Origin of the sequence: Chromohalobacter sp. HP20-39 (assembly GCF_033052815.1) — a bacterium.
Taxonomy (GTDB): Bacteria; Pseudomonadota; Gammaproteobacteria; order Pseudomonadales; family Halomonadaceae; genus Chromohalobacter.
On record NZ_JAWHTP010000006.1, the window covers coordinates 53,136 to 72,883 of the forward strand.

Here is a 19,748-nt window from a genome sequence, read left to right on the forward strand (position 1 = left end):
GGTTCGGTGTAGGCTAGCGCCTTGTCACGATTATTCGGAGTGGAACATGAGGCGATGGATGCGAGCCTTGGTGATGGCCCTGGCAGGGTTGTCGTTGATGGTGTCAGGTGGGGTATATGCACTGGCGGCCGGCGATGAAGAAGTCTGGGTCTTGATCGACGAGAATACCTCTACGCTTGATATCTATCGCGGTGATACGCGTATCGAGCGTTTCGAGCCTGTCTCGCTGGGGCGTGGAGGCGCTGCGCGCATGCGGCAGAAAGGGAGCGAGATGACCCCGACGGGGGAGTTTCACATCAATCGCATCAACCTCGACAGCAAGTTCAATATCTTCCTGGGATTGAATTATCCCAAGCTTGAGACCGCACTCCGAGCGATGCGGGCTGGGCTGATGTCACCGACCGAGTATGCTGATTTTCAGGATGCCTATTATCGTAATGGAACACCGCCACAGGATACGGTATTGGGTGGCTATATCGGCATTCATGGTCTGGGGGCCGGCGATCCTGAGGTTCATCGGCTCTTTAACTGGACGGAAGGATGTGTGGCGGTCACTAACGCTCAAATCGAAGAATTGACGCGCCTGGTGTCGATCGGTACACGCGTCGTGATTCGGGGGGATGACGATGCATCGGTCGTCCCCCCTCGTGACAAGCTGCAAACCAGTATTCAGACCTCGATGGATTGATAAAGCAGCTGTGGCGGTGTCGGTAAGGCATCGTACAGGCTGCCTGGCATGGGAACCTGCGGTGCCTGTTCTTTCTTCGGTTCGACATTCAGTGCCACCAGGGCGCCACTGGATATCAGGACAGCGCTCGTCAGGCGCTGGTGATCGATAGCATTCTTAATGTCGTGATGTTTCAAGGTCGCGACGAGTGCTTCACTAGCGTCCAGGACGCGTTTGAGCACCGGGGACTGCCGGTCCTCCTCCAGCAGCGGGAAGGATTGCACGTAGAGCGTCCCGTCGCGCCAACCGAATTTGGTAGGTTCGCTGATCAGGTTCACTTTGGTGCCCACGGGAAGCTTGCCGAAAAGGTGCTCCACGTCTTCTGGATACATGCGAATGCAGCCATGGGTCACGCGCATGCCGATACCCTGCGGTCGGTTGGTGCCATGAATCAGGTAACCGGGAATGTCGAGACGCATCTTGTATTGGCCCAGTGGGTTGTCGGGACCTGGGGGCACTACGCTCGCCAGCTCCCGGCCATCTGCGGCATGTTCTTCAATGATTGACTGGGGCGGATACCAGGCCGGATTTTTCTGCTTGGCGGTGATCCGCGTCTCGCCCAGGGGAGTCGACCAATCCATGCGCCCGACGCTGATGGCATACGTCGTCACTTGGGCCGGTTTGCCCTTTTCACGCGGCGGGTAGTAATAGAGGCGCATTTCGGGAATATTGACGACAACCCCTTCATGCTCGGCATCAGGCAAGATGAAACGGGTGGGAACCGTGATCTCGGTGCCTTCACCGGGATACCAGACGCTGGTGTCCGGGTTCGCACGCTGCATGGCTTCATAGCCAATGCCATACTGACGACCGATGTCGAGTAGCGTGTCTTCCTTTTCGGTTTCGATGACGCGTGCCTTGCCGACGATGTTTCCGTTCTCGGGGATCTCGAAGTGCGTGACACGCTGGTCGTGAGGCGCCGCCGTGGTTGGCGGCAAGCCGGCCACTTCGGGATTGATGACGGGCCCTGGCGCGGGGTCGGCCCATCCCATCGTGGAAAGAGAGAGCAATGAGGCCAGCAAGAAGGGCGCTAGGCCGCGGGAAGTAACCGGCATGGAGAGGGACTCTTTTTCGATCAGGCGCGTGGCGGATGCCACGGTCACCTGCATTCTGGCGTATTTTCATGCCGACACAAGCCTCCAGCGGGCTTTGTGGCGCGCATCCGTGCGTCTCTGCAAGCGTTGATAGGGCGCCCGCATGGCGAGCGTTACCTGTTACGCCGCTTCCGTCTTGCGATTGAGTTGTCCGAGTAGCGCTTCGAGCAGGGCAAAGCGTTGCTCCTCGTCGTTCATGTCACCTTCAAAGCGCAGCGTGTCCGCGCCATCCAGTCGATAGTGCGCCGGGTCCTGCTGAATCATTTGGACCAGCGTCATGGGGTCGACGGCGGTGTGCGTGCCAAAGGTGAGACGGCCACGCTCGGCGCCGGCTTCAAGACGCACGATGCCCAGGCGTTCGGCGCGTTGGCGCAGCCGGGTCTGGCGGAAAAGCGTCTTGAGCGGCCCTGGTAGCAGGCCGAAGCGGTCGATCATTTCGACCTGCAATTCCTTGAGTTCGGCCTCGCTCTCGGCGTTGGCGATGCGCTTGTACATGATCAGACGCTGCTGCACGTCGGGCAGGTAATCATTGGGGATCAATGCCGGTAGGTTGAGGCTGATTTCAACACCATCGTCCAGCGGCGATTCGATATTGGGCGTCTTGCCGCTCTTGATGGCCTTGACCGCGCGGTCGAGCATTTGCATGTAAAGGCTATAACCGACCGTCTCCATTTGCCCGCTTTGCTCATCACCCAGCAGCTCACCGGCACCGCGAATTTCCATATCGTGGCTGGCGAGGGTGAAGCCGGCCCCAAGGTCTTCCGCCTGGCTAATGGCGTCGAGGCGCTTGAGAGCATCCTGGGTCATGGCCTTGGGCGGGGGCGTGAGCAGGTAGGCATATGCCTGGTGGTGGCTGCGACCGACACGACCACGTAGCTGGTGCAGTTGGGCAAGCCCGAACTTGTCAGCGCGCTCGATGATGATGGTATTGGCGCTGGGCACGTCGATGCCGGTTTCGATGATCGTCGAGCACACCAGTACGTTGAAACGCTTGTGATAGAAGTCCGACATCACGCGTTCCAGCGCCCGCTCGGGTAGCTGGCCGTGGGCGACGGCCACGCGCGCCTCGGGCACTAACTCGGCGACCCGTTCGGCGGTGGTCTCTATCGTCTTGACTTCGTTGTGCAGGAAGTACACCTGACCACCGCGCAGGATCTCGCGTAGCAGGGCTTCCTTCAGGACGCCCTCGTTGCGCTGTTGCACGAAGGTCTTGACCGATAGGCGGCGTGCCGGGGGGGTAGCGATGATCGAGAGATCGCGAATGCCACTCATCGCCATGTTTAGGGTACGAGGGATCGGGGTCGCGGTGAGCGTGAGGATGTCGATCTCGGCCCGCAGGCTCTTGAGCTTTTCCTTCTGAGAGACGCCGAAGCGGTGTTCCTCGTCGATGATCAACAGTCCCATGTTGGGAAGCGACATCGACTTGGAAAGCAGCTTGTGGGTGCCGATGACGATATCGGCACGGCCTTCGGTGATGCGATCCAGCGACGCTTGTTGTCCCTTGCCGGCGGTGAAACGCGAGAGCAGTTCGATCTGGACCGCAGTATCCGCGAAGCGGTCGCGAAAATTATCGTAGTGCTGTTGGGCGAGCAGGGTAGTGGGCACCAGCACCACTACTTGACGACCGGAATGCACGGCGAGAAAGGCCGCGCGCATGGCGACCTCGGTCTTGCCGAAACCTACGTCGCCGCAGACCACACGATCCATCGGGCGTGGCGCGGTCATGTCATCGATCACCGCATCGATGGCGGCGTGTTGATCGGGTGTTTCCTCGAAGGGGAAGCTGGCCGTGAAGCGTGCGTATTCCTCGCCGGGTGCGTCGCAGGCGAAGCCTTCACGCGCTTCGCGTCGAGCGTAGGTGTCCAGCAGCTCGGCGGCGGTATCGCGTACCTTCTCGGCCGCCTTGCGCTTGGCCTTGTCCCAGGTTTCCGAGCCGAGTTTATGCAGCGGAGCCAATTCATCGGTGGCTCCCGCGTAACGCGAGATGAGGTGCAGGCTGTCCACCGGTACGTAGAGCTTGGCGCCGCCAGCGTATTCCAGGGCCAGAAATTCGGCGGCCTGACCACCGGCTTCCAGCGTCTCGAGTCCTTGGTAACGGCCTACGCCGTGGCTCTGGTGAACCACCGGAGAGCCGGGTCGCAATTCCGCCAGATGGCGTACGGCGAGCTCGTTGTCATCGGTCACCCGACCACGGCGGCGTGCCTGGCGAACGACATCGCCGTACAGCTCGGTTTCGGTGATGACACAGGTGGCGGGGCTGTCGAGCCATAGCCCTTCATCGAGGCTGCCCGCGCAAATCGCCAGCGGCGCACTGCCATCCAGGAAATGTTGCCAGCCATCGGCCACGGCCAGAGGGCGCTCCAGCGGGGCGAGGGTTTCTTCCAGTGCTTCGCGGCGTCCACTCGACTCAGCGACCAGCAACACGCGCGGGGCGTCGGGGGCACCGAGAAACGCCTCCAGTTTGGCGAGGGGATGATGGCCACGTGCATGGATGGCCACATCCGGGAGGGGGCGCGTGGCCGGTATCTTGGCATGCGGATGCGGTTCGTCGTCGTCAACCAGTGCCACGCGCGGGTGCTGCTTGATGGAAGCGAACACCTCGGGTACGGGGATGAAGGCATGTGCCGGTGGCAGCAAGGGCCGCGTAGGGTCGACCCCCAGATTGTCGTAGCGACTTTCGATGGCGCTCCAGTGGTGCTCGGCCGCCTCGTGGACGCCGGGCATCAGGGCGATGCGTGTATGCGCATTCAGATGCTCGAACAGGCTTGCGGTCTCCTCGAAGAACAGCGGCAGGTACTGTTCCAGTCCGGGAGACGGGATGCCCTTGAGCGCGTCGTTGTACAGTGGGCATTGGCGAGGGTCGACGTCGAACAATGTCTCGAAGCCCTCGCGGAAGCAGGCGATTGCCGAGCGCGATAGCGAATATTCGTGCGCCGGCAGCAACTCTACGCGCTCGACCTTGTCTAGAGAGCGCTGAGAATCGGGATTGAAATAGCGCAGCGTATCGACTTCGTCATCGAACAGGTCTATACGCAGTGGGTGGTCGCTCCCCATGGGGTAAAGGTCGATCAAGGCGCCACGAAACGCGTACTCGCCTGGCTCGTAAACGGTTTCTACTGCACGGTAGCCGGCCCGTGAAAGACGCTCCCGGAAGCCTTCCCGATCGAGTTGCATGCCGGTGTGTAGGGTGAGTACCCGACCGGCGATGTAATCGGTGGGCGGAAGGCGCTGCATCAAGGTGTTGATGGGCACCACGACGATGCCGCGCGTCCCTTCTTGTAGCTGACGCAGCGTCTTGAGGCGTGTCGAGACGATGTCCTGATGTGGCGAAAAGCTGTCGTAGGGCAACGTTTCCCAGTCGGGGAACGACAAGATGGGATGGTCGGCGAAGAATTGCAGCGCGCTTTCAAGGCGTTGGGCATTGGCGGTGTCGGGTGCCACGATCATCAGCGGTGCGTCGTCGGCGAGGCGTGCCAATGCCAGAGCGCTAGCGGCGGCATGCGGACGCTGCCAGTAGACGGTGTCACGCACGCCCTGGGGATGCGGCGGATCGAGCGGTGAGAAATACGACATGATGCGCTTCAGTTTCTAAGTCGAGACGATGATAGCAGGCAAACAGGAATCGGGGCGATGCGTGAGGATTTAAAGCCAGGCCTGGCCCCGATCTTGTAGTCGAAAATAGCGATGCTAAGCAGTGTTCAATGCCTGTTTTTGGCCCTGTAGTCAAGGCCCTGTTGGTGTAGTGGAATTACACCGCATGCGACCAAGCAAGCATTGCTAAGGGTGTGAAAAGCTCAGGATAATAGGTTCGTTTTTCGTTCCCCGCCGCCATGACGAGGCCCGCCGTGAGTCAGGAAAAGCTCGAGACCTATTTTCAGGATTGGCAAGAAAACGAAGCCTTGGCCGAGGAGATGATTCCGCTGCTAGGGCGCCTCTACCGCAAGTACAATGTCGTGCCATCTCTCTACGGGCGTTCGTTGATCAATCGCTCGGTCATACGCATTCTCAAGAACCATCGCTACGTCAAGAAAGTTGAAGGCATTGAGCTCTCGGTGCGCGATACGTTGCCAATGGTCAAGGCCATGACTGAACTCGAGCTGGGGCCGGCGCACATCGACATCGGCAAGTTGGGGGTGGCCTTCAAGCGCTCCGGGCAAGACGATGTCAGAGCTTTTCTCGAAACGGAACTGGCCGATATCGTGGGGCGTCATGCGGATACCGGCATGGGCGGTGAGCCCAAGGATGTCGTGCTCTACGGCTTCGGCCGCATCGGTCGCTTGCTGGCACGTATCCTGATCGAAAAAGCGGGTGGCGGAAACCTGCTGCGCTTGCGAGCCATCGTGGTGCGGGGTGGCGGCGATGACCTCGAGAAGCGTGCCAGCCTGTTGCGTCGCGATAGTGTGCACGGGCCGTTCGCCGGTACGATTCGGGTCGATCACGAGAATCAGGCGATCATCGCCAACGGCAACTATATCCAGATCATTCATGCCGATTCGCCCAGTGAAATCGACTACACCGCGTATGGCATCCAGAGTGCCCTGATCGTCGATAACACTGGCAAATGGCGCGACGCGGAAGGCTTGTCCCAGCATCTAGCGGCCAAGGGGGCGGCGAAGGTGCTGTTGACCGCCCCCGGCAAGGGTGACGTCAAGAATATCGTGCATGGCATCAATCACGACGAGATTGCCGACGACGACCGCGTGATTTCGGCGGCGTCGTGCACCACCAATGCGATCGTGCCCATTCTCAAGTCGGTCAACGACGAGTTCGGCATCGTGCATGGGCACGTCGAGACGGTGCATGCCTACACCAACGACCAGAACTTGATCGACAATTATCACAAGGGCGATCGTCGGGGACGCAGTGCCGCGCTGAACATGGTGCTGACCGAAACCGGCGCCGCCAAGGCCGTGTCCAAGGCACTGCCTGAACTGTCGGGCAAGCTCTCCGGTAATGCCATTCGCGTGCCCACGCCCGATGTGTCCATGGCCATCCTCAATCTTACGCTGGACAAGCCCACCAACCGCGAGGCACTGAACGAGTACCTGCGGAATATGGCCTTGCATTCCCGCATGCAAAAGCAGATCGACTACGTCGACTCGCCGGAGGTGGTGTCGTCGGATTTCGTGGGCAATCGCCATGCCGGCATCATCGATGCTCAGGCGACGATCGCCGATGATCGTCAGGTCGTGCTCTATGTGTGGTATGACAACGAATTCGGCTATAGCTGTCAGGTCGTGCGTATCCTCCAGCACATGTCTAACGTGCGTTTCGTGTACTTGCCGCGCGAGACGCGTTGAGTATTTCTCGCTTCATGCCCTCCTGCGTCCCGACCTCGGGGCGCAGCCTTTTCCCGCATGCATCATCGTAAGCCCCATACTTCCTAAGGTTATGTAGTCATTCGGGCCTTGTCTCTCTATAATGGTGCCCGATTTTGGGGACGGCCCTTGGCCATGGGCCGAAAGAAGCAATCGTCTGATAAGAAAAGAATCACGACTTCCGTGAAGACTGCCCGAGCTCTACCGCCTCTATAAAACGCGTGGCGAGTGCGTGGGCGTTCATGGACCCCTTTCCTTTCGCAACATCAGATCCGACAACTGGGCGAGACTATGATCGAAGTCAAACGAGGCCTGGATCTCCCCATCGCCGGGTCGCCTGAGCAGCGCATACACGATGCGCCGCCGGTGCGACACGTGGCGATCCTCGGCACCGACTACGTGGGCATGAAGCCAACGATGGAGGTTCGAGAGGGGGACAAGGTAAAACTGGGCCAGCTACTTTTCACCGACAAGAAGATCCCGGGGGTACGGTTCACGGCACCTGGCGCAGGCGAGGTGGTGGCGATCAACCGTGGCGAGAAGCGGCGCCTGCTGTCGGTTGTCATCAAGCTCGATGATCACGAAGAGGCCGTATCCTTCACGGCGCATGGCGCTGACGCGTTGGAACGGCTGGAGCGTCAGACGGTCGTGGATCAATTAGTCGATTCGGGGCTCTGGACTGCACTCAGGACTCGCCCTTATTCTCGCACGCCTGCACCCGATGCCGTCCCCGCCGATATTTTCGTTACCGCCATCGATACGCATCCTCTCTCCGCCGACCCCAATGTGGTGATCGGCGAGGACGCCGTTGCCTTCGAGCAGGGCCTCAAGGTACTCAAGCACCTGACGCCGGGTCAGGTGTTCGTCTGCCATGGGCAAGGCGCCGAGCTACCGGGTGGCGAGCTCGAAGGCGTGCGTTTCGAGGCTTTCGCCGGCCGGCATCCCGCCGGGCTGGTGGGGACGCACATCCATTACCTCTCGCCGGTGAGTCTTGCACGTCAGGTTTGGCACCTCGGTTATCAGGATGTCATCGCCTTCGGCAAGTTGTTTGCCGAAGGGCGCCTGGAGACACAGCGCGTCGTGGCCGTCGGCGGTCCGCGCGCCAAGCAGCCGCGCTTGTTGCGGACACGTCTTGGGGCGAGCAGCAGTGAGTTGCTGGAGGGGGAAGTCGAAGCGCCCGATGACACTCGCGTGATTTCAGGCTCGGTCTTCGGTGGCGAGATCGCCGAAGGCTCGCGGCGCTTCCTGGGCCGTTTTCATCGCCAGTTCACGCTACTCGAAGAGGGCAACAAGCGTGCCTTCCTGGGCTGGCTGTCGCTGGGGGTGCGGCGTCATTCGGTGATGGGGATCTATGTCTCCCAGTTTCTGGGGCTCAATCGGTATTCACCGAATACGTCCACTAACGGTTCCGAGCGCGCGATGGTGCCGGTGGGGGCCTACGAACGCGTGATGCCGCTGGATATCATGCCGACGCAGCTGCTGCGCTCATTGATCGTGGGCGACATCGAGACCTCGATGGAACTCGGCTGTCTGGAGCTGGATGAAGAAGATCTCGCGCTTTGTACCTACGTTTGCCCCGGCAAGTACGAGTACGGCCCCATCCTGCGTGATAACCTCACCATGATCGAGAAAGAGGTCTGACGATGGGAATTCGTAATACGCTCGACAAGCTCGAGCCGCATTTTCACCAGGGCGGTAAATACGAGAAGTTCTACGCGCTGTACGAAGCGGTCGATACCATCTTCTATTCGCCCCCGGACGTGACCAAGAGCACGGCGCACGTGCGTGATGGCATCGATCTGAAGCGCATCATGATCACGGTATGGCTGTGCACCTTTCCGGCGATGTTCTTCGGCATGTACAACGCCGGCCTGCAGGCCAACATGGCAATCGGTGATGGCTTCGGTGCGCTGAGCGGATGGCGTGAAGCCATCACCATGGCGCTGGCGGGGAGTCACGACCCCGGCAGCATCTGGGCCAATTTCGTGCTCGGCGCCACTTATTTTCTACCTATCTATCTGGTGACCTTCCTCGTCGGCGGGTTCTGGGAAGTGCTGTTCGCCGTCAAGCGTGGCCATGAGGTCAACGAAGGCTTCTTTGTCACTTCCGTGCTTTATGCGTTGATCCTGCCCGCGACTATTCCGTTGTGGCAGGTGGCCTTGGGTATCACCTTCGGGGTCGTGATCGGCAAGGAAATTTTCGGCGGCACGGGCAAGAACTTCCTGAATCCGGCGCTGACCGGGCGCGCCTTCTTGTATTTCGCCTATCCGGCACAAATTTCCGGCGATAGCGTGTGGGTTGCGGCCGACGGTTATACCGGTGCAACGCCGCTTTCCACGGCGGCTCAGAATGGCATGGGGGCCGTGCAGCAGGCGCATAGCTGGTGGGACGCCTTCCTGGGCTTCATTCCCGGCTCGGTGGGGGAAACCTCGACATTGGCGATCCTCATCGGCGCGGCGGTATTGTTGATCACGCGTATCGCCTCGTGGCGCATCATGCTGGGCGTGTTCGTGGGCATGGCGCTGACCGCGATGCTGTTCACTTCGGTCGGTTCGGAAAGCAATCCCATGTTCGGCATGCCGTGGTACTGGCATTTCGTGCTGGGTGGCTTCGCCTTTGGCATGGTATTCATGGCCACCGACCCGGTGTCGGCGTCGATGACCGATCGGGGGAAATTGTTGTTCGGCCTCTTGATCGGGGTGATGACAGTCTTGATCCGCGTGGTCAATCCCGCGTTTCCGGAAGGCATCATGCTGGCGATCCTGTTCGCCAACCTGTTCGCACCGATGATCGATCACTTCTTCGTGCAGGCCAATATCAAGCGCCGCCAGAAGCGTGACGCCGCGTATTCCACCGCGACGAACGAGGAGACCACCTGATGGCCGGTAACAACTCCATCAAAAAGACGCTGATGGTCGCGCTCGCGTTATGCATCGTGTGTTCGGTAGTGGTCTCGACCGCTGCCGTCGTGCTGCAGCCCATGCAAGAGCGCAATCAGGAGCTTGATCGCAAGAGCAACATTCTCCAGGTCGCAGAGATTTACAAGCCGGGGATGGATGTCGAAGCGGCGTTCGATAAGTTGATCACTTCGCGTGTGATCAACCTGAAGACAGGCGAATATACCGAACGGTTCGACCCGCAGAGTTATAACCAGTTCGAGGCGGCCAAGGATCCTGCGACGTCGCGCACGCTGTCGGGTGAAGAAGATAAAGCGGGGATCGGTCGGGAGGAAATGTACTCGACCGTGTATCTTGTCGGCGACCCCAAGGATCCCAGACAGATCGTCCTGCCCATTCGTGGACAGGGGCTTTGGGGTTTGATGCGTGGCTTCTTGGCACTAAAGGGTGATGGCAATACTATTACCGGTTTGTCCTACTATTCTCACTCCGAAACGCCGGGGCTCGGTGGCGAGGTCGATAATCCTCGTTGGAAGGCCAAGTGGGATGGCAAGGAAATCTATGCCGACAAGGGCATGGAGCCGGAGATCTCCCTGGTCAAAGGGGGCGCCGAAACCAAGTATGAGGTCGATGCCTTGTCCGGTGCGACGCTGACCAGCCGAGGTGTCACCAACATGCTGCATTTCTGGCTGAGCGAGAGTGGCTTCGGCCCCTATCTCGCCCGCTTCCACGGCAATTCCGAAGGAGCGTGAACATGGCTGCTGATTCCGTTAAAAACACCGTTCTTTCGCCGGTCTTCAAGAACAATCCCATCGCACTACAAGTGCTGGGGATCTGTTCGGCACTGGCGGTGACCAATTCCATGAGTGTGTCGTTGGTCATGGGCCTGGCCGTTATCGCGGTCACGGCGTTTTCCAACCTGTTCGTTTCGTTGATTCGTCAGCACATTCCGTCGTCGATCCGCATCATCGTGCAGATGACCATCATTGCCTCGCTGGTCATCGTGGTCGATCAGGTGCTCAAGGCATATGCCTATGAGATGTCCAAGCAGTTGTCGGTCTTCGTCGGACTAATCATCACTAACTGCATCGTCATGGGCCGTGCCGAGGCTTATGCCATGCAGAACGGCCCCGTCATGAGCTTTCTCGATGGGGTCGGCAATGGCTTGGGGTATGCGGTGATCCTGCTGTTTGTAGGCTTTGTCCGTGAGCTTTTCGGTTCGGGCAGTGTGTTCGGCTTCACGGTCCTTACGCCGGTCCAGAATGGTGGTTGGTACGTCCCCAATGGCTTGATGCTGTTGCCACCGTCGGCGTTCTTCGTCATCGGCTTGCTCATCTGGGGCCTGCGCAGCGTGCGCACCGAGCAGGTCGAAAAGGCCGAGTATCGGATCGTGGCCAACAGCAAGGCTAAGATTAAGGAGTCCGTGTGATGTTTGAACATTACCTGAGCCTTTTCGTCAAGGCAGTGTTCGTGGAGAACATGGCACTGGCTTTCTTCCTTGGCATGTGTACGTTTCTTGCCGTTTCCAAGAAGATTTCCTCGGCTATCGGTCTGGGGATCGCGGTCGTGGTGGTGCTGACGATCACCGTGCCGGTCAATAACCTGATCCTGACATATCTGTTGAAGGAGGGGGCGCTGACCTGGACGGGCCTGGAAGGCGCCGAAAACATCGATCTGTCGTTCCTGGGGCTTTTGAGCTATATCGGCGTCATCGCTGCGCTGGTGCAGATCCTCGAGATGTTTCTGGATAAGTTCGTCCCCGCGCTCTATAACGCGCTGGGCGTTTTTCTGCCGTTGATCACGGTGAATTGCGCGATTCTCGGCGCCTCGCTGTTCATGGTGGAGCGAAGCTACAACTTCGGCGAGTCGGTGATCTATGGTGCCGGGGCTGGCTTCGGCTGGGCGCTGGCGATCGCTGCATTGGCAGGGATTCGTGAAAAGCTCAAGTACAGTGACGTGCCAGCCAGCCTCCAAGGGTTGGGGATTACGTTCATTACCGTCGGACTGATGTCTTTGGGCTTCATGTCCTTCTCCGGCATCCAGCTCTAAGCAATGGAAATAGGAAACCGACATGGTTGATACATCCATCATCGTGCTCGGCGTCGTCATGTTCACCGTGATCGTGCTCGGTCTGGTGGCCGTGATCCTGACGGCGCGCAGTCGTCTGGTCAGCAGCGGCGACGTCTCCATAGAGATCAACGGCGACCCCGAGAACACCCTGACGACCCAGGCCGGCGGCAAGTTGTTGCAAACACTGGCTGCCAACGGCATCTTTCTTTCCTCCGCCTGCGGCGGGGGCGGTTCCTGCGCACAGTGCAGATGCCGTGTGGTCGATGGCGGTGGGTCGATTCTGCCCACTGAGGAGTCCCACTTCACCCTGCGCGAGAAGAAAGAAGGCTGGCGGTTGTCTTGTCAGGTGCCAGTCAAGCAGGACATGAAGGTCGAGGTGCCCGAAGAGGTCTTCGGCGTCAAGAAGTGGGAATGCGAGGTCATCGAAAATCCCAACGTTGCCACTTTCATCAAGGAGCTCAATCTCAAGCTTCCCGAAGGCGAGGATGTGGCGTTTCGTGCCGGTGGTTACGTGCAGCTGGTAGCCCCGCCCTACGACATCAAGTTCTCGGACTTCGATATCGAGGATGAATATCGCGGCGATTGGGAGAAGTTCAATCTCTTCGATGTCTCCCACAAGAACGACGAGGAGGTCATCCGTGCGTATTCGATGGCTAACTACCCGGATGAGAAGGGCATCCTCAAGTTCAATATCCGTATCGCCACGCCGCCCCCCAATACCGACCACCCGCCGGGGCTGATGTCGACGTATGCCTTCGCGCTCAAGCCGGGCGACAAAGTCACGGTGATGGGGCCTTTCGGTGAGTTTTTCGCCAAGGACTCCGATGCAGAAATGATCTTCATCGGTGGTGGTGCGGGAATGGCGCCGATGCGCAGTCATATCTTCGATCAGCTCAAGCGTCTCGAATCGACCCGCAAGATTTCGTTCTGGTATGGCGCGCGTTCCTGGCGTGAAACCTTCTATAACGAAGAATACGATCAATTGGCTGAAGAGTTCGAAAACTTCGAATGGCATCTGGCGCTTTCCGATCCCTTACCGGAAGACAACTGGGAAGGCGATACCGGCTTCATCCATAACGTGCTTTACGAGAAGTACCTCAAGGATCATCCGGCGCCGGAAGACTGCGAGTACTACATGTGCGGCCCACCGATCATGAACGCATCGGTCATCAAGATGCTGACCGACATGGGTGTAGAGCCTGAAAACATCATGCTGGACGACTTCGGCGGATGAGGCCGGCAATGTATCGTGCAGGACCGGCCTGGATAGGGCTGGTCCTGTTTGCGTTATTGGTGCTGGCAGGTTGCGAGCAGCCGCCGCAGGCGCATCGCTTCGAGGGACCCATCTTCGGGACGGGCTATCATGTCACTGTCTACGGCGATTTCAACGAACGCCAGTTGAAGTCCATCGAAGAAGGCATCGAGACGGCGTTACATAAAGTCGATCGCTTAATGTCGACCTATAAGCCCGATTCGGAGCTATCACGTTTCAATGCCGCTCCAGTGGGGGAGCCGTTCGAGCTATCTCCGGCTACGGCACAGGTGATTGCAAAGGCGATCAAGATTGGCGATCTATCGAATGGTGCCTTCGATGTCACCATTGGCAGTGCGGTCAATCTGTGGGGCTTTGGCCCCAAGATGCATCCTGAGGAAGTGCCCAGTGACGATGAAGTCGCTCAGGCGCTGGCCAAGGTCGATTACCAGGCATTGAAGTTGAAAGGCAACCGCCTGCTCAAGACCAAGCCGGTGTATGTCGATCTTTCGGGTATCGCCAAGGGATTCGGGGTCGATCAGGTGGCGGCTCGCCTGGATGCATTAGGCGTAACGTCCTATCTCGTGGAGGTTGGAGGCGAGATTCGCACGCGGGGTACCAAGCCCAATGGTGAGCCTTGGCGTATCGCCGTGGAAAAGCCGGTTTCCCGAGAGCGTAGCGTGCAACGCGTGCTTGAACTCGAAGACGTGGCGGTGGCGACATCGGGGGATTACCGTAACTATTACGAGGAAGGTGGCCGGCGTTATTCGCATACTATCGACCCACGCACCGGTCGTCCGATCACCCATCATCTCGCCTCGGTGACGGTCGTTGCGCAGCGTTGTTCGACGGCGGATGCCTTGGCGACGGCACTAGAGGTACTGGGGCCGAAGAAGGGCATGGCATTGGCTAACCGCGAGGATATTGCGGCGTACTTCATAGTCAAAACCGATGAAGGTTTCAAGACAGAGCTTAGCGAGGCGTTTCATACCTATCTTGCGGATGAGCCGTCCGAAGGGGAAAAGCAATGACAGTATGGCTTTTGGTATTCGCATTGATGCTATTGCTATTGGCCGGTATGGCCATTGGCGTCATTCTCGGCCGTAAACCCATCGCAGGTTCATGCGGAGGGCTCAATCAGTTGGGTCTCAAGGAGGGATGCGACATCTGCGGTGGGAATGACAAGGTCTGCGAAGAAGAGAATCAAAAGCGCCGCAAGAGTGCGCGTCGTGCCAGCGACGAGAACCGGGGCGCTGACCTCGGCTACGACGCCGTTCGACGCTGACCGCACTCATCAAACACTACTGACGTGGAATCGTTGGTTGAGTCCCAGGCGCCTTAGGGCGAGTCCCGACATGCTCGCGCGGGGGATTCGGGTGTGTGCCGTGAATTCAGTACACCTGCCCATGCCCGTTTGCCGTGGCCAGTCTTGCGTTGAGACTTATCGCAGCGGTTCCTCATGCATCGAGAGGAGCAGGCGAACCTAATGGCAGTTCACAATTATGATGTGGTGGTGATTGGCTCGGGCCCCGCAGGAGAAAGCGCTGCGATCAATGCGGCCAAGCACGGCAAGCGTGTGGCCATCGTCGAGAAGCAGCAAGCGGTGGGCGGCAACTGCACCCACTGGGGCACGATCCCCTCCAAGGCGCTACGCCACCAGGTCAAGCAGATCATGCAGTTCAATACCAACCGCATGTTCCGCGACATCGGCGAACCGCGCTGGTTTTCCTTTCCTCGAGTGCTTGAACGTTCCAAGGTGACCATCGACCAGCAGGTCGAGATGCGCACTCAGTTCTATTCACGCAATCGCATCGATCTTTTCTTCGGGGTGGCGAACTTTCGTGACGAGCATACCCTGATCGTGCGTGACAATCAGGAAGGCGTCGAAGAGCTATGTGCCCAGCAGTTCGTGATCGCTACGGGCTCTCGGCCTTATCGTCCCGCCGATATCAACTTCCGGCACCCACGCATTTATTGCTCGGACACCGTCCTGGGGCTTTCCCACACGCCTCGTACCTTGATCATCTTCGGGGCCGGTGTCATCGGCTCCGAGTATGCCTCGATCTTTTCAGGGCTCGGTGTCAAGGTCGACTTGATCGACATGCGCGAGCGTCTGCTGTCATTCCTCGATGACGAGATCAGCGACGCGCTTTCTTACCATCTGCGCCAGAACGGCGTATTGGTGCGCCATAACGAAGACTACGAAAGTATCGAAGGCGATGAAGCGGGCGTAGTCGTCAAGCTCAAGTCCGGCAAGCGTCTGCGCGCGGATGCGTTTCTTTGGGCCAATGGGCGTACCGGCAATACCGATCAATTGGGGCTGGAAAACATCGGCCTGGAACCCAATGGGCGCGGTCAGCTACAGGTCGATGAGCATTACCGCACCATGGTGCCGCATATCTATGCCGTGGGGGATGTCATCGGTTGGCCGAGTCTGGCCAGTGCCGCCTATGACCAGGGGCGTAGTGCCAGCGATGACTTACTGGAGGAAGACTTTCGCTTCGTCGAGGATATTCCCACCGGTATCTACACGATCCCCGAGATCAGTTCGGTGGGCAAGGGCGAGCGCGAGTTGACCGAAGCCAAGGTGCCCTACGAGATTGCACAGGCGTTCTTCAAGGACACCGCACGTGCCCAGATCACCGGGGATACCGTGGGGATGCTCAAGATCCTTTTTCATCGCGAGACGCTCGAGATACTGGGGATTCACTGTTTCGGCGACCAAGCCTCCGAGATCGTGCATATCGGCCAGGCCATCATGCAGCAAAAGGGCGAGGCCAATACCCTGAAATATTTCATCAATACCACCTTCAACTATCCGACCATGGCCGAGGCGTATCGTGTCGCGGCGCAAAATGGCCTGAATCGTATATTCTGATACAGGCCAATTGGGCCCTGCGGTCGAGGGCTTTGAGCATTTGCCGGCGTGGATCGGCATTCGACGAGCCGGCACTTTTGCCGGCTCGTTGCGTTGGGGCATCTATCGTCACATGAGCACGAGGAGGTTTTATGTATCGGGAAGATAAGCAGCATAGTGATGAAACGACGTTCACGCTGGGGCGCGAAGAGCTGATCATTCACCGTCGCCATGAACTGGCCAGCACGGTAAACGATCTCTTGCTTGGGCTATGGTTCACGATCGGCAGCGTCTGTTTTTTCTTCCAGGGCAGCGTCAAGGAAGCGGGCGTCTGGCTGTTCGTGTTGGGCAGTGTGCAACTGCTGATCCGCCCCATGATTCGCTTGCACCGTCAGATCACGCTCAAGCAGTTGCCTTCCAGCAGTCAGGAATTCTGAGGCGACTATCGGTAGCGATAGACCCGCAAGCTGGGCAGGAAGGGCGTTTCTTCGAGCTTGGTGTCGGCGCGTTTCGCGCGAGTTCGCTTGTCGGGCGGTGTCGCCTTCGGGGTGTTGTGCGACGGCAGTCGGCCATCCTCGCTGGGAATGAAGAGAGGCAATGGCAGATTCATGGCACGGCGCAGGCGACCATCAGACAGGGCTTCATGAAAGAACAGGTTGGCGCGCATGACGGGTGCCTGGGTCTGCACCTGCGCGAGGGGCTCGCTATCGGGGATGCCCGCCAAATGGCGCAGCTGAATGCGGATATGCGGGCTGTCGGTATCCATTTCCATAAGCCGCCGTTCTGCATCGCGCACGCTTAAGCGCTTGATAGAACGCCCGCTGGTATACCAGGCGAGACGCACGCGCGACAGCGGTGCATCCGCCACGGGGAGGTGGCGCCAGCATTGCTTGAGGTGCAGACGCGCCAAGCCCTGACCGCGTAGATGGTCGTGCAGCGTGGGGTGGCGAAAGGGCAGCACGGCCTTGATCTCGGGAAGCAGGCTCGGGGTATCTTGGCGAATCTCGGCCAGTGTTGCCGCGAAGGTCTGCTTGGCACGATTGATGTTGGCGACGTGCGCCAGTAGTGCGGCATCGGCGGCGATCAGGCCAATGTAGTTGCGTGTCGCGCGACCGTCCTGGCCATCTTGATACCAGAAATCGAGTAGTGCATGGCGTAGCCATGCGATATCGAAGTGGATATCGCCTAGTACCCAGCCCTTTGGCGGCGCGTGTTCGACATGGCCGATGAGTGCCTCGCAGGTTTCGATCACATGATCGAAGTCGTGTTCTAGCCGTGCAAGGAGATGGTATTGTCGCTCCATTTTTTATACCGTTATCTAAATGCTGATGAACACATAGTGGCAAGCTTGGAACGTCTTGGCAAGCATGCCTGGCATTCGACGTCGGCCTTGGGAGATGGGCAGCGCCCGCCTTTGGATGGCGGGCTTGGCGCCCGCCACTCAACGATCTCGGTAACGCTTGGTAAGGTCGGCATAGGCATCGACACGACGGTCACGCAGGTAGGGCCAGGCTCGCCGCACTCGTTCACTACGTGTCATGTCGAGTTCCACCAATAGCGGCGTCGCATCATCGCCGGCCTGTGCCAACAACTCGCCCTGAGGGCCGCAGATGAAGCTGCCACCCCAGAAGTCGATGCCCGCCGTCGCATTCGAGGGATCTGCTTCGTGGCCCACGCGATTGGCGACCATGACCGGTAGGCCATTGGCTACCCCGTGCGAGCGCTGAATCAATGTCCAGGCGTCCTTTTGCCGTTGCTTCTCGGGATCGTCGTCGGGCGGGTGCCAGCCGATGGCAGTGGGATAGAGCAGCAGGTCGGCGCCGGCCAGGGCCATTAGGCGTGCAGCCTCCGGATACCATTGGTCCCAGCAGACCAAGACACCGAGCCGGCCGACGGACGTCTCGATGGGTTCGAACCCGGCATGCGCTTCGGCATCGCCGGGCGTGAAATAGAATTTTTCGTAGAACCCCGGATCATCGGGGATATGCATCTTGCGATAGTGACCGACGCGCCCTCGCTGTCGGTCGAACACCACGGCAGTGTTGTGATATAGCCCGGCGGCGCGGCGCTCGAAAAGCGAGCCGACGAGTACGATATCGAGTTCGGCGGCGAGGGCGGCCAGATGCTGGGCGCTAGGGCCGTCGAGCGATTCGGCCAGATCGAACAGGCGATCATCTTCGGTCTGGCAGAAGTAATGCGTGGCATGCAGCTCCTGAAGCAGGATCAACTCGGCGCCTTGCCCCGCCAGTTCACGAATGCCAGCGTCGCTTTCCTGCAGACTACGGGCCTTGTCGGGCCAAGCTTGTTGCTGAACGAGTCCTACCTTGAGCGTCGAGGACATGGCGTCACTCCTTGTCATGGGTACTGCTGGCATTGGCACCGATGTCATTGGCCTCGGCGGTGGATGCGGTGAAGAACGCGCCGCGTGGCAACTGCATGGTTAGGCAATGAAGACTGCCATGTTGGCGGATCACGGTGCGACAGTCGATAGGAATGATATCGCGCCCGGGAAATGCGCTGGCCAGTGCCGTCAGGGCCACGCCATCGGCGGCATCGGCATAGGTAGGAACGAGGACCGCACCGTTGATGATCAGAAAGTTGGCATAGGTGGCGGGGAGGCGATGGCCGTCGTCGGCGTCGTAGCATGCGCGAGGCAGGGGCAATGGAATAAGGCGATAAGGCTCCCCATCGGCGCGCTTGAAGCTCTTGAGCTCGGTTTCCATCTGCGCCAGTGCGGGAAAGTGCGGGTCGTCCGGGTCTTGGCAGCGCACATACGCAATGGTTTCTGCATCGCAGAAGCGGGCCAGGGTATCGATATGGCTATCGGTATCGTCGCCTTCGAGATGACCTTGAGTTAGCCACAGGCAACGCTCGATGCCCATGTCATCGCGCAACGCGGCTTCAATGTCTTCACGCGCCAGGTGCGGGTTGCGGTTGGGGTTGAGCAGGCAGGCTTCGGTGACCAATAGCGTACCTTCGCCATCGCCGTCGATGGCACCACCTTCCAGTACCAGTTCACGCGCTTCTCGCGGCGCAGCGTAAATGCCGATATCCGAGAGAGTGGCGGTCAGGGCATTATCGCGCTCGGCGGCGAACTTTCCGCCCCACCCGGTGAAGCGATAATCGAGCAGGACTACTTGGCCATCGCGCTCGATGGTGATGGGTCCATGGTCTCGAGTCCAGGTATCGTCCGACGGGGCCTCGATGAGATGCCATTGCTTGGGATGAATGCCCAGACGCGTGAAACGCGAATCGAGGCGCTCGCGTGTCTGGGCATCGGCGACGACGATCAGCATGGGCTGATACCGTGTGATGGCCACGACCAAGGCTTCCAGGGAGGCTTCGATACGCTCGAAAAGAGGCTCCCAATCGCTTCCGGCACGCGGCCAAGTGAGTTGAATGGCGTCCTGGGGATGCCATTCAGGGAACAGGCGTGGGAGCATTGCGGTCTCCTATGGGGGGTGAGGCACAGCGCGGTGGCCGGATCTCGGTGTCATGCCGGTGATGACGGTAGCTGCGGCATTTTAGTCTTC

Annotated in this window: 17 protein-coding genes; 12 read left to right on the forward strand and 5 right to left on the reverse strand. The window is 59.2% G+C overall.

The window, feature by feature from the left end; genetic code table 11:
- Positions 1–46 precede the first annotated feature (46 nt).
- On the forward strand, positions 47–688 hold the full coding sequence (locus tag RVY79_RS12925) for a L,D-transpeptidase (RefSeq protein ID WP_317464659.1): 642 nt from the start codon (positions 47–49) through the stop codon (positions 686–688).
- Here RVY79_RS12925 and RVY79_RS12930 read toward each other — a convergent pair.
- Together RVY79_RS12930 and mfd are read right to left on the reverse strand one after the other, a co-directional pair.
- A complete protein-coding gene (locus RVY79_RS12930; protein WP_317464661.1) occupies positions 670–1,782 on the reverse strand; it encodes a L,D-transpeptidase family protein in 1,113 nt (370 codons plus the stop codon). The two genes, RVY79_RS12925 and RVY79_RS12930, sit on opposite strands and share 19 nt — an antisense overlap.
- 159 nt (positions 1,783–1,941) lie before the next feature.
- Positions 1,942–5,394, reverse strand: coding sequence for a transcription-repair coupling factor (gene mfd / locus RVY79_RS12935; protein WP_317464663.1), 3,453 nt, complete (start codon positions 5,392–5,394; stop codon positions 1,942–1,944).
- A gap of 272 nt (positions 5,395–5,666) precedes the next feature.
- Here mfd and RVY79_RS12940 point away from each other — a divergent pair, with 272 nt between their 5' ends.
- From RVY79_RS12940 to RVY79_RS12990, 11 genes are all read left to right on the forward strand, one after another.
- Positions 5,667–7,121, forward strand: coding sequence for a glyceraldehyde-3-phosphate dehydrogenase (locus RVY79_RS12940; RefSeq protein WP_317464664.1), 1,455 nt, complete (start codon positions 5,667–5,669; stop codon positions 7,119–7,121).
- A gap of 309 nt (positions 7,122–7,430) precedes the next feature.
- A complete protein-coding gene (locus RVY79_RS12945) occupies positions 7,431–8,780 on the forward strand; it encodes a Na(+)-translocating NADH-quinone reductase subunit A (protein WP_317464665.1) in 1,350 nt (449 codons plus the stop codon).
- Between the two features lie 2 nt (positions 8,781–8,782).
- The gene (locus tag RVY79_RS12950) at positions 8,783–10,018 is read left to right on the forward strand and encodes an NADH:ubiquinone reductase (Na(+)-transporting) subunit B (protein ID WP_317464666.1); all 1,236 of its coding nucleotides are present in this window, start codon (positions 8,783–8,785) and stop codon (positions 10,016–10,018) included.
- A complete protein-coding gene (locus RVY79_RS12955) occupies positions 10,015–10,788 on the forward strand; it encodes a Na(+)-translocating NADH-quinone reductase subunit C (RefSeq protein WP_317464784.1) in 774 nt (257 codons plus the stop codon). Before RVY79_RS12950 ends, RVY79_RS12955 begins: the two co-directional genes overlap by 4 nt.
- 2 nt (positions 10,789–10,790) lie before the next feature.
- Positions 10,791–11,465 (forward strand): NADH:ubiquinone reductase (Na(+)-transporting) subunit D, encoded by a 675-nt coding sequence (locus tag RVY79_RS12960; RefSeq protein ID WP_317464667.1) that lies wholly within the window; start codon positions 10,791–10,793, stop codon positions 11,463–11,465.
- Positions 11,465–12,085 (forward strand): NADH:ubiquinone reductase (Na(+)-transporting) subunit E, encoded by a 621-nt coding sequence (nqrE, locus tag RVY79_RS12965; RefSeq protein ID WP_317464668.1) that lies wholly within the window; start codon positions 11,465–11,467, stop codon positions 12,083–12,085. Before RVY79_RS12960 ends, nqrE begins: the two co-directional genes overlap by 1 nt.
- Positions 12,086–12,107: 22 nt before the next feature.
- Positions 12,108–13,340: an NADH:ubiquinone reductase (Na(+)-transporting) subunit F gene (gene nqrF, locus RVY79_RS12970; protein WP_317464670.1), complete on the forward strand. Its 1,233-nt coding sequence runs from the start codon at positions 12,108–12,110 to the stop codon at positions 13,338–13,340.
- An 8-nt stretch (positions 13,341–13,348) separates the two neighbouring features.
- Positions 13,349–14,389 carry an FAD:protein FMN transferase gene (locus RVY79_RS12975; RefSeq protein ID WP_317464671.1) on the forward strand — a complete coding sequence of 347 codons (1,041 nt, stop codon included), beginning with the start codon at positions 13,349–13,351 and terminating at the stop codon, positions 14,387–14,389.
- Positions 14,386–14,643 (forward strand): (Na+)-NQR maturation NqrM, encoded by a 258-nt coding sequence (gene nqrM, locus RVY79_RS12980; RefSeq protein ID WP_133693928.1) that lies wholly within the window; start codon positions 14,386–14,388, stop codon positions 14,641–14,643. The genes RVY79_RS12975 and nqrM overlap by 4 nt, the downstream gene beginning before the upstream one ends.
- Before the next feature lie 174 nt (positions 14,644–14,817).
- Positions 14,818–16,236: a Si-specific NAD(P)(+) transhydrogenase gene (sthA, locus tag RVY79_RS12985; protein WP_317464672.1), complete on the forward strand. Its 1,419-nt coding sequence runs from the start codon at positions 14,818–14,820 to the stop codon at positions 16,234–16,236.
- 131 nt (positions 16,237–16,367) lie between these two features.
- Positions 16,368–16,652 carry a YrhK family protein gene (locus RVY79_RS12990; RefSeq protein ID WP_317464673.1) on the forward strand — a complete coding sequence of 95 codons (285 nt, stop codon included), beginning with the start codon at positions 16,368–16,370 and terminating at the stop codon, positions 16,650–16,652.
- A 5-nt stretch (positions 16,653–16,657) separates the two neighbouring features.
- Here RVY79_RS12990 and RVY79_RS12995 read toward each other — a convergent pair whose 3' ends face one another.
- The 3 genes from RVY79_RS12995 to RVY79_RS13005 all read right to left on the reverse strand — a co-directional run bounded on the left by RVY79_RS12995 (position 16,658) and on the right by RVY79_RS13005 (position 19,658).
- The gene (locus RVY79_RS12995) at positions 16,658–17,518 is read right to left on the reverse strand and encodes a DNA replication terminus site-binding protein (RefSeq protein ID WP_317464674.1); all 861 of its coding nucleotides are present in this window, start codon (positions 17,516–17,518) and stop codon (positions 16,658–16,660) included.
- 138 nt (positions 17,519–17,656) lie between these two features.
- Positions 17,657–18,556 carry a carbon-nitrogen hydrolase gene (locus RVY79_RS13000; protein ID WP_317464676.1) on the reverse strand — a complete coding sequence of 300 codons (900 nt, stop codon included), beginning with the start codon at positions 18,554–18,556 and terminating at the stop codon, positions 17,657–17,659.
- Positions 18,557–18,560: 4 nt separating this feature from the next.
- Entirely contained in the window at positions 18,561–19,658 is a 1,098-nt protein-coding gene (locus RVY79_RS13005) for an agmatine deiminase family protein (protein ID WP_317464678.1), read from the reverse strand.
- Positions 19,659–19,748: the final 90 nt, after the last annotated feature.